Origin of the sequence: Psychrobacter sp. Ps1 (assembly GCF_022129425.1) — a bacterium.
In the GTDB taxonomy this organism is placed as follows: Bacteria; Pseudomonadota; Gammaproteobacteria; order Pseudomonadales; family Moraxellaceae; genus Psychrobacter.
On sequence record NZ_JADQAN010000027.1, the window covers coordinates 22,523 to 32,971 of the forward strand.

A 10,449-nucleotide genomic window follows, 5' to 3' on the forward strand; every position below is an offset into this window, starting at 1 on the left:
TAAATTGTTTAGCTAGTTACTAAAAAAAGTAAGCCATAGTGCTTGCTTTTTTTATGCGCGAGATTAGTGGTTTTAGCGTTGTGATATCTATGTATGTACTGATGAAAGGTGTGCTCTAAATTTTACTCACAATAATCACGGCTCATTACTAGCCAGAATAACAATGACGTTGTATCATACCTAATTTAGCTGAGTAAGTATTATGGGGCAGGAATTACCGTCGGTGTTTTTAGTGGGTCCGATGGGAGCAGGGAAGACGACAATCGGAAAACTGCTTGCCAAGCAGTTAGGTCGCACTTTTGTAGACAGTGATTGGTATATTGAATCGCAGACAGGTGCCGACATTGCTTGGATATTTGCCAAAGAAGGTGAAGCAGGTTTCCGTGAGCGTGAAACGCGTGCCATTGATGAATTGACCCAAAACTCTCAAATCGTATTAGCGACCGGTGGCGGTGCAGTCATGTGTGCTGAAAACCGAGAGTTCCTAAAACAGCGTGGCATTGTCGTTTATCTTAACGCACCGGTTGAGGTGCAACTAGCCCGTACCTCTAAAGACAAGTCTCGACCATTATTGCAGCAGCCTAATCCTAGAAAGATATTGCAAGATTTGTATAGTGCTCGCGATCCACTCTATCGCCAAGTCGCCCATATTATTATGCCTACTGGTCACACGTACCCACGCCACATGGTCAATCAATTGATGCAGCAGCTAGAATCATTCGTCGACTGCACTACCGACGCATCAGCGCACCAAGAAGACTAGTAATAGACTGGCAACTACGATATTAATATGCAGACTCAATTACTTTTACCTCATCGAAAATGCTTTAGGAGTATCACATGGTAATGCCGTTTCATGATGGCCTAATAGTTCATACGCAAAGTCATGATTATCCTATTGTCATTACTGAACAATCTACGACTGAACATGGCAGTATGGCGAAGCAGATCACGCCTTATATCAAAGGCCGTCAGGTTTTGATTGTTACTAATGACACTGTGGCACCTTTATACTTAAAAGCATTAGAAGATGAGTTAGCAGAGCAGTTTACGGTAAAGGTGTGCGTACTGCCAGATGGTGAACAATACAAAAATCAGGCAAGTATTGATCAGATTTATGATGCGCTGATGACAGAACACTTCAATCGCGATGTGACACTTATTGCCCTTGGCGGTGGTGTGGTTGGAGATATGACTGGTTTTGCTGCTGCTAGCTTTATGCGTGGTGTCAATTTTATTCAAATTCCAACGACGCTATTGTCACAAGTAGATTCTAGTGTTGGTGGTAAAACGGGTATCAATCATCCGCAAGGTAAAAATATGATTGGTGCTTTTTGGCAGCCACAAATGGTGCTGGCTGATATGAGTACGCTTAAGACACTGCCTGCGCGTGAGCTATCTGCTGGAGTGGCCGAGATTATCAAATATGCCCTTATCATGGATGAGGCGTTTTTAACGTGGCTTGAGGCAAACTTGCCTGCAATGATGGCGCTTGATTTAGCAGTACTTGGTGAAGCTGTAAAGCGCTGCTGTCAGTACAAGGCCGATGTAGTGGCACAAGACGAAAGAGAGTCAGGTGTGCGCGCGCTATTGAACTTTGGTCATACTTTTGGTCATGTGATTGAAACACATGAAGGCTATGGCAATTGGTTACATGGCGAAGCAGTGGCCGCTGGTATGGTACAAGCAGCTGAGCTATCGCAAAAGATAGGCTGGTTAACTGATGATGAAGTCGTACGTATTAAGCGTGTTTTAGAATTGGCAAACCTACCTATTACACCACCAGCTATCGATGTAGACACTGCTCTAGACTTAATGGGACACGATAAAAAAGTGAAACACGGACAAATCCGCCTAATTTTGTTAAAATCAATTGGCGATGCGGTAATGACTAATGAGTTTGACAGCCAGTTATTGCATGAAGTTTTGTCAAAACATAGCGCGTAACGTTTTAAAAATTATCGTTTATATATTTATACTAAAATCTCGTACTTATAGCCGACTGGTTAGCTGTACCTCTGTTTAAATAAGCATTTATATTATGCTGTAAAACATGTTTTTACCAAGGACCGCCTCATGGCAACATCAAAAACAAAAACGCGTACTGCTAGCCAATCATACAGTCGTCAAGCACTGATTTGGCTAATAGTGACCCTACTTCTAGGGGTGGTCACAGCGTTAGTATGGATGTTTAGTCAAACGCCAGCCATGGGTGCCAAAATTGAAAATGCACCAATATCAGCGCCAGAGATTTTGAATGAAGAGTTTGAGCAACCACTAAAAGTCGAATCGCTGCATGAGCTAGATACGGATGTACAACCGATTAACTTTGATGCAACGATTCGAGATTTGCGCGATTATCCTGATGAGTTTAAAGACAAGCGTTATCTGCTAGCTAACAAAGGCAAATGGACTGTTCAAGTAATGAATGTCTCTGAAAACGATGTGATTGTTAGTTACTTAGAAGGCCGTCAAGATCGTGATAAATTTGCTTATTTCCGTTATCTTGATGATGAAAAACAAGTCCGTTATATGCTGACTTATGGGATTATGAGTAGCCCGCAAGAAGCGGTAGGAGCCGCAAAGCTAATAGACTTTAAGCTACCTACAAACGTACGTGTATTGCCAGAAGAGATTAATCGGTATGTCAGTATTATTGATAATTATGAGCGTCCTGATCCAGTAAAAGATCTAAGTACGAAACGTACACGTGCCGTTGATTTAAAACCTACCAAGCGCGAAGTGCCAGCTCGTTTGCAAGAAGAAGCTGCTGACGCCGCTGCTCAAGCAGCCAGTGCTACCAGTAATCGAGGTAACCAAGAAAGCGCTAATAGTAGTAGTACTCAAGAAAGTATTCGTCAGTCGGTAGATACCTCTGCCACGTTGTCTGTTAGCGAAGAACGTACAGTTGGTGGTGAGACACAAACAATATCTGAAGCATCGCCAAAAGACGAAAACAACGCAAGTAAGCCCGCGGCATCAGAAAATAAAAAGCCTGCGGCACCGGCAGATAACTCTACTAGTAAAAAGCCACCAGTCGTGCCAACACCTAAGCCCCCTAGCAGCACGAACAATAATTCAAATGCTAATGGCAAAAGTGCTAGCGCTAATCCACCCAAAAATAATAGTGATAGTATAAAAGCGCTAATAGAAGACAAGAGTAATTAGTTTTTGCTTGATTAATTTAACCCACTAGCTATTTGGTTAGTGGGTTTTTTTAGCGTTATACGAAATCATTCCATCGTCATAATAAGCGGTAAGCTACTACTGTTAAGTATTATCAAAGCCTTTTGCTAACTGTCGTTTATATGGTTTGCATTAAAATTTTAACAGCAGTTTTATTTGTCCTATAACCAATAGTAATAAGTCCTCTTACAATTTATGGCTAATGAATCGATAGAAAAGACTAGATTTTTCGACAATCATTAACTAATATAACTGTGGGCGACGTTCTGTATAGTTATCGTAAAAAATGTCTATTTAACAACTATTTAGTGGTTTTTTCTTAGTTTTTAGAGTTCTTTACTAAATATTATTGTCTCAAGCGCGGTTACTTACTATCCATAATTAGGTTATCGTAAGTGACGCAACCTCTCTTATTGTCACTCTTTTTAGGGTAAACAAAGTGCTTGAATACAGAGCGTCAGATATTCAAGATAAACAAGTGCACTGTTATTAAGTTATTGTATGCTTAGCTTTAAATGCTAGACATGACAACATAACAAATGATGCTTAAATGAATGGCATTAGATATCACTGATTGAGTAACTGGCATTTAAGGGCGTAGATTCTCCCGTTGCCAAGGGCTGCTACTTACTATCTTTTGATACACGGACCACATGTCAAGACATCAGCTAATGACCAGGAGGGTCAAGGGTTTTACTTTCTCTTAAAGTATGATGTCTATCGAGCATTGCGCTATTTGCCAATTCGAACACACGAATATCCACTATCAGCCCGTTCTGCTTACGGGTACCAACTTATACTCCGCATTGGAAATGTAAGTTGCCCGTCTACTTAAAAGGACAAGCTATGTCAATGATTTCCTCACAAACACACCTGGCCACGCCAGATGATTTTTCTGATAATTGCGGTTTTGGCCTAATTGCCCATATTGAGGGTGAAGCGAGCCATGATTTGGTAAAAACTGCCATTCATAGTTTAAGTTGTATGACACATCGCGGCGGCGTTGCTGCTGACGGTAGAACTGGTGATGGTTGTGGCTTACTATTAGCAACGCCTACCGATTTCTTTAAACAGATTGCTGACGAGCAGCAATTTGCCATTACGGACAACTTTGCTGTCGGTATGGTGTTCGTTAATTTAGATAGCGATAAAGCCAAGCATAGCCAGCAAGTATTAAGCGATGAGATTACCGCCCAAGGATTAGAAGTGGCTGGCTGGCGCAATGTACCACTTGACTTAAGTATAGTTGGTGAGATTGGTCGTGAGACATTACCAGACTTTAAGCAAGTGTTCGTTAATGCGCCAGATGATCTAGCTGCTGATGATTTCAACCGTAAGCTGTTTGTTGCACGTAAAAAAGCAGAGCAGCGTTTGACGGATGATGAGCTATTTTATGTCTGTTCATTGAGTTGTCAGACCATTATTTATAAAGGCTTGGTAATGCCTTCAGATTTACCAGCGTTTTTCTTGGATTTGCAAGATGAGCGTTTGGCGTCACATATCGTAGTATTCCATCAGCGTTTCTCAACCAATACCTTACCGCGCTGGCCACTGGCACAGCCATTCCGTTATCTTGCGCACAATGGTGAGTTAAATACCATTACAGGTAACCGCAACTGGTCTAAAGCCCGTACGCCCAAGCTGAAATCAGACAAACTGCCTAACTTGAATGAGCTGACACCACTTGTAAATAGTACCGGTTCAGATTCATCAAGCTTAGATAATATGCTTGAAGTGCTTATGTCAGGTGGTATGAACCTGTTCCATGCGATGTCTATCTTGGTACCGCCAGCGTGGCAGAACGTTGATAGCATGGATATGGATCTGCGTGCGTTTTATGAGTTTTACTCACAGCATATGGAAGCGTGGGACGGTCCAGCAGGTCTAGTCATTCAAGATGGACGCTATGCGGTCTGTATGCTCGATAGAAACGGTCTGCGCCCGTCACGTTGGGTAACCACCAAGAATGGCTATATCACTGTTGCATCAGAAGTTGGCGTTTGGGATTATGAGCCGCAAGACGTACTGGCAAAAGGTCGCGTTGGACCTGGTCAAATGCTGGTCATTGATACATTGACTGGTCAAATTTTAGATACGACGGCTATTGCAACTTTACTAAAAACAGCCCATCCATATCGTAAATGGTTGCGTGAAGAAGCGACGCGTGTTCGTGATGATGAGCGTCTAGAAGAGACGTTGGCAACGCAAGCGTGCCGCGGTGATAAGCTCAAAGCGCTACAAAAGATGTATCACATCACCAATGAAGAGCGCACAGAAATCATCCGCCCTAATGCTGAAAATGGTCAAGAACCAGTCGGCTCAATGGGTGACGATACGCCAATGGCTGTACTGTCGCAGCAAATTCGCCATGTCGGTGACTTCTTCCGCCAACAGTTTGCACAGGTGACCAATCCGCCAATCGATCCATTACGTGAATCAATCGTGATGTCGTTGCAGACTTGTTTAGGCGCTGAGACTAACGTATTTGCGCCATCTGCGAGAGATGCGCATCGTATTATTTTGTCATCGCCAGTATTGTCAGCCAGCAAAATGCAGCAGCTTGAAACTTTGGATGATCCAGCATTTAAGATGGCTCGTATTGATCTGAACTATGACCGTACTTTAGAGTTATCTGATGCTATCGTGGCTATTTGTGAGCAAGTGGCAGATAACATTCGCTCAGGTAATACATTGATTGTCTTGTCTGATAAAGATATCGATGCAGACAAAGTACCAGCCAATGCCATTATGGTGACTGGCGCTGTGCATCATTATCTAATCGCGCAAGGTATCCGTACTGATGCTAACTTAATCATTGAAACAGGTCTTGCCCGTGACTCGCATCAAATAGCGGTATTGATTGGTTTTGGTGCAACTTGTGTATATCCATATCTGGCATACGATGTCATTGATGATTTGGTCGCGACTGGTGAGCTACTTGGCGACCCAATTCAAGCCCGTGTTAATTTCCGCAAAGGCTTAGATAAAGGTTTGCTAAAAATCTTATCAAAAATGGGTATCTCTACCATTGTTTCTTATCGCGGTGCGCAGTTGTTTGAAGCAGTCGGCCTATCAGAAGAAGTCGTCAGTTTATGCTTTAAAGGTGTACAAAGCCGTATTAAAGGCGCTACCTTTGCCGACCTTGCCGCTGATCAAGCACAATTGGCTGCCAATGCGTTTAAGCGTCGTGCCCCTCTAGATCAGGGCGGTCTGCTCAAGTTTGTTTTCAACAAAGAGTACCATGCCTTTAACCCTGATGTGATTAACAGCCTGCATACCGCAGTACGTACAGGTGATTACGATAATTACCGTAATTATGCCGATCTAGTTAATAGCCGTCCGGTTGCGACTTTGCGTGATTTGTTGCAACTGAAAACTGACAACAGTATCGATGTCAATGAAGTGGAAGATATCTCTGAAATCTTGACGCGTTTTGACTCAGCTGGCATGTCACTAGGCGCGCTATCTCCTGAAGCGCATGAGTCGATTGCGATGGCTATGAATACCATCGGTGGTCGTTCAAACTCTGGTGAAGGCGGTGAAGATCCTGCGCGTTATGGCACATTGCGTAACTCAAAAATCAAGCAAGTTGCTTCTGGTCGTTTTGGGGTAACACCTGCCTATCTTCGCTCCGCTGAAGTTATGCAGATTAAAGTAGCCCAAGGTGCCAAGCCTGGTGAAGGTGGGCAGCTACCTGGTGGTAAAGTCAATGCGCTGATTGCACGTTTGCGTTATTCAGTGCCAGGTGTGACCTTGATTTCACCGCCGCCGCATCATGATATTTATTCTATCGAAGATTTGGCACAGCTGATTTTTGATTTAAAACAAGTCAATCCAGATGCATTGGTATCGGTTAAATTGGTCTCACGTCCAGGTGTTGGTACGATCGCGACAGGTGTTGCAAAAGCCTATGCCGATCTGATTACTATCTCGGGCTATGACGGTGGTACAGCAGCGTCTCCGCTATCGTCTATCCATCATGCAGGCTCACCATGGGAGCTAGGTTTGGCTGAGACTCACCAGTCTCTACGAGTGAATGGGTTACGTGATAAGGTACGTGTCCAGACTGACGGTGGTCTAAAAACAGGACTGGATGTAGTAAAAGCTGCTATCTTGGGTGCAGAGAGCTTTGGCTTTGGTACCACGCCGATGATTGCAGTTGGTTGTAAGTACCTACGTATCTGTCATTTAAATAACTGTCCGACAGGTGTTGCAACTCAAAAAGCCAAGCTGCGTGATGAGCATTTCATTGGCGAAGCAGAAATGTTGATTAACTTCTTTAAGTTTGTCGCAACTGAGACGCGTGAGTGGTTGGCGGCGTTAGGGGTTCGTAGCATGGAGGAGCTGGTCGGTCGTACTGACTTGCTTGATATCTTAGAAGGTAATACGGACAAGCAGCGTCATCTTGATTTAACGCCATTGCTATTTAGTCACCCAGCCAGCGTAGGCAAAGCACAAACTTGTCAGGTTGAGCGTAATGAGCCGTTTGATAAAGGCTTGCTTGCTGAGCAAATGATTAGCGATATGCTCGTGAACATTCGCAAAGGAGCAGGCGGCGACTATAGCTATTTCGTTGGTAACTGTGACCGCTCTATCGGTGCTCGTATTTCTGGTGAGATTGCGCAAGTCTGGGGCAACCTTGGCATGAGCGATATGCCAATTAAGCTTCGCCTAACTGGTACTGCAGGGCAAAGTTTGGGCGTGTGGAATGCTGGCGGCTTAAATATCGAGCTTGAAGGCGACGCCAATGACTATGTGGGTAAAGGTATGGCAGGCGGTGAGATTGTTATTTATCCGCCAAAAGACTCAAACTTTGTAGCACAAGAAACGGCCATCATCGGTAATACCTGTCTCTATGGTGCAACTGGCGGTAAGCTATATGCTGCCGGTACAGCAGGTGAGCGTTTTGGCGTTCGTAACTCTGGCGCACACGCAGTCATCGAAGGTACAGGCGACCATTGCTGTGAATATATGACTGGCGGTATCGTCACGATTCTTGGTCGTACTGGACTCAACTTCGGTGCTGGTATGACGGGTGGTTTTGCGTATGTACTCGATATGGAAGGCGACTTCTTTGACCGTTGCAACCATGAGCTAATCGATCTAAACCGTATTTCAAGCGAGCAAACAGAAGAGCATCGCATTCATTTGCAACAAGTGATTGAAGCTCATGTAGATAAAACAGGCAGTGCATGGGGTCAGACAATTCTGAACGACTTTGAGCACTATGTTCGTAAATTCTATTTGGTTAAGCCAAAAGCGGCGAACATTGCAAGCCTTCTTAAAACTACCATGGCCGACCCACAATAGCCGATACGTAACTGCCTATCGTATCAATGGATTGCATTGATGGAATGTATTGATGGATCGGCAGTCGCTTTAATCAGGTTAGCCAGCGTTCCGTTTTTAGAGACGTTTTAACTCACAGGTTTTCAGCAGGTACGTGACAGCAGCGATATATGTCTTAAATTTTAGACAAACAAAACATCGCTGACTGTCGCCACCCACTGCAAAAGAGCCTTATATAAAAGAGATAGCACCATGGCAAAACGCTTAGAAAATAACTTCCAGTTTTTAGATGTACCAAGATTTGATCCAACCAAAAAAGACATTGCAACGCGTTCAACAGAGTTTGTTGAAATTTATAAACCTTTCGAAAACGAAGCTGTTGCTCAGCAAGCGCATCGTTGTCTTGAGTGTGGTAACCCTTACTGCGAGTGGAAATGCCCAGTACACAACTATATCCCTAACTGGCTAAAACTGGCCACAGAAGGCCAGATATTTCAGGCAGCTGAATTGTGCCACCGTACCAATACCTTGCCTGAAGTGTGCGGACGAGTTTGCCCACAAGATCGTCTGTGTGAAGGCGCTTGTACGTTAAATGATGGTTTTGGTGCAGTGACCATTGGTAATGTCGAAAAATATATCAACGATACCGCGTTTGCACTTGGCTGGCGTCCAGATATGTCTGAAGTCGTTTGGACAGACAAAAAAGTCGCTATCATTGGCGCAGGACCAGCAGGTTTAGGTTGCGCGGATATTTTGGTCAGAAATGGCGTCAAACCAGTGGTCTTTGATAAGCGCCCTGAAATTGGTGGCTTACTGACATTCGGCATCCCTGAGTTCAAAATGGAAAAAGACGTCATGCGCAATCGCCGTGTGATCTTTGAAGACATGGGTATCGAATTCCGTTTAGAGACAGAGATTGGTACAGACGTCACCATTGATGAGCTATTGGCTGACTATGACGCAGTATTTATGGGTATGGGTACATATACCTATATGCGCGGCGGCTTCGCTGGTGAAGAGCTGACAGGCGTCTACGATGCATTAGATTACCTGATTGCCAACGTGAACCGTTGCAATGACTGGGAAAAAGACGCTGAAGAGTACATCGACTTTAAAGGTAAAAAGGTGGTGGTACTTGGTGGCGGCGATACAGCAATGGACTGTAACCGTACCAGTATCCGTCAAGGCGCCGAAAAAGTAGTTTGTGCTTATCGCCGTGACGAAGAAAACATGCCAGGTTCACGCCGTGAAGTGGTCAATGCTCGCGAGGAAGGCGTCGAGTTTTTATTTAACCGTCAGCCAACCGAAATCATCGGCTTAAACGGTAAAGTTAATGGTGTAAAAGTCGTTACTACTCAGCTGGGTACACCAGACAACCGTGGTCGTCAACGCCCTGAGCCAATTCCTAATTCTGAAGAGATTATCCCATGTGATGCAGTCATCATGGCCTTTGGTTTTAGACCAAGTCCTGCTGATTGGTTCGAGTCTCAGCAAGTGGGGATGGACAGCTCTGGTCGTGTACTAGCAGCCGAAAAGCAAACCTTCAAATTCCAGACCCAAAATCCTAAAATCTTCGCTGGTGGCGATATGGTGCGCGGTTCTGACTTGGTTGTGACAGCGATTTGGGAAGGCCGTGAAGCTGCGGAAGGTATTCTAGACTACCTAGAAGTATAATACGCTAGCGCAATAGACTATTACTCATTCACACTGATGCGGTTCTCAATGAATAATTTGTTGAGTCATTTGATAAATAATCTTCAATAGCGTAGATTTCAATATAGTGTGCTAGGATATTTTTTATAACGCCTTTTACCTGTGAATAATAGGTAGAAGGCGTTATTTTTGCCCGTCATTTTGCTGATAGAATATCAACTTATACTTACCCTTAGTTATTGAGATATTAGACCTCTTGCAAAAGTAGTTATAAGACACAACGTATATTATTGAACGCTACTTACTTAATAGATATGCCAA

The 10,449-nt window shown here is 43.9% G+C and carries 5 protein-coding genes; all 5 read left to right on the top strand.

The genetic code is table 11. The annotated features are described in order from the left end of the window. Nucleotides 1-202 precede the first annotated feature (202 nt). The 5 genes from aroK (at nucleotide 203) to I3249_RS11995 (ending at nucleotide 10,149) form a co-directional block, all read left to right on the top strand. Nucleotides 203-763: a shikimate kinase AroK gene (aroK, locus tag I3249_RS11975; protein WP_102093188.1), complete on the top strand. Its 561-nt coding sequence runs from the start codon at nucleotides 203-205 to the stop codon at nucleotides 761-763. 77 nt (nucleotides 764-840) lie between these two features. After that, a complete protein-coding gene (aroB, locus tag I3249_RS11980; RefSeq protein WP_238070124.1) occupies nucleotides 841-1,947 on the top strand; it encodes a 3-dehydroquinate synthase in 1,107 nt (368 codons plus the stop codon). A 129-nt stretch (nucleotides 1,948-2,076) separates the two neighbouring features. Then, nucleotides 2,077-3,168, top strand: a complete 1,092-nt coding sequence (locus tag I3249_RS11985) for a hypothetical protein (protein WP_238070125.1) — start codon at nucleotides 2,077-2,079, stop codon at nucleotides 3,166-3,168. A gap of 864 nt (nucleotides 3,169-4,032) precedes the next feature. After that, nucleotides 4,033-8,496 carry a glutamate synthase large subunit gene (gene gltB / locus I3249_RS11990; RefSeq protein ID WP_238070126.1) on the top strand — a complete coding sequence of 1,488 codons (4,464 nt, stop codon included), beginning with the start codon at nucleotides 4,033-4,035 and terminating at the stop codon, nucleotides 8,494-8,496. Between the two features lie 231 nt (nucleotides 8,497-8,727). Continuing rightward, nucleotides 8,728-10,149, top strand: a complete 1,422-nt coding sequence (locus I3249_RS11995) for a glutamate synthase subunit beta (protein ID WP_238070127.1) — start codon at nucleotides 8,728-8,730, stop codon at nucleotides 10,147-10,149. The last annotated feature ends 300 nt before the right edge of the window (nucleotides 10,150-10,449 follow it).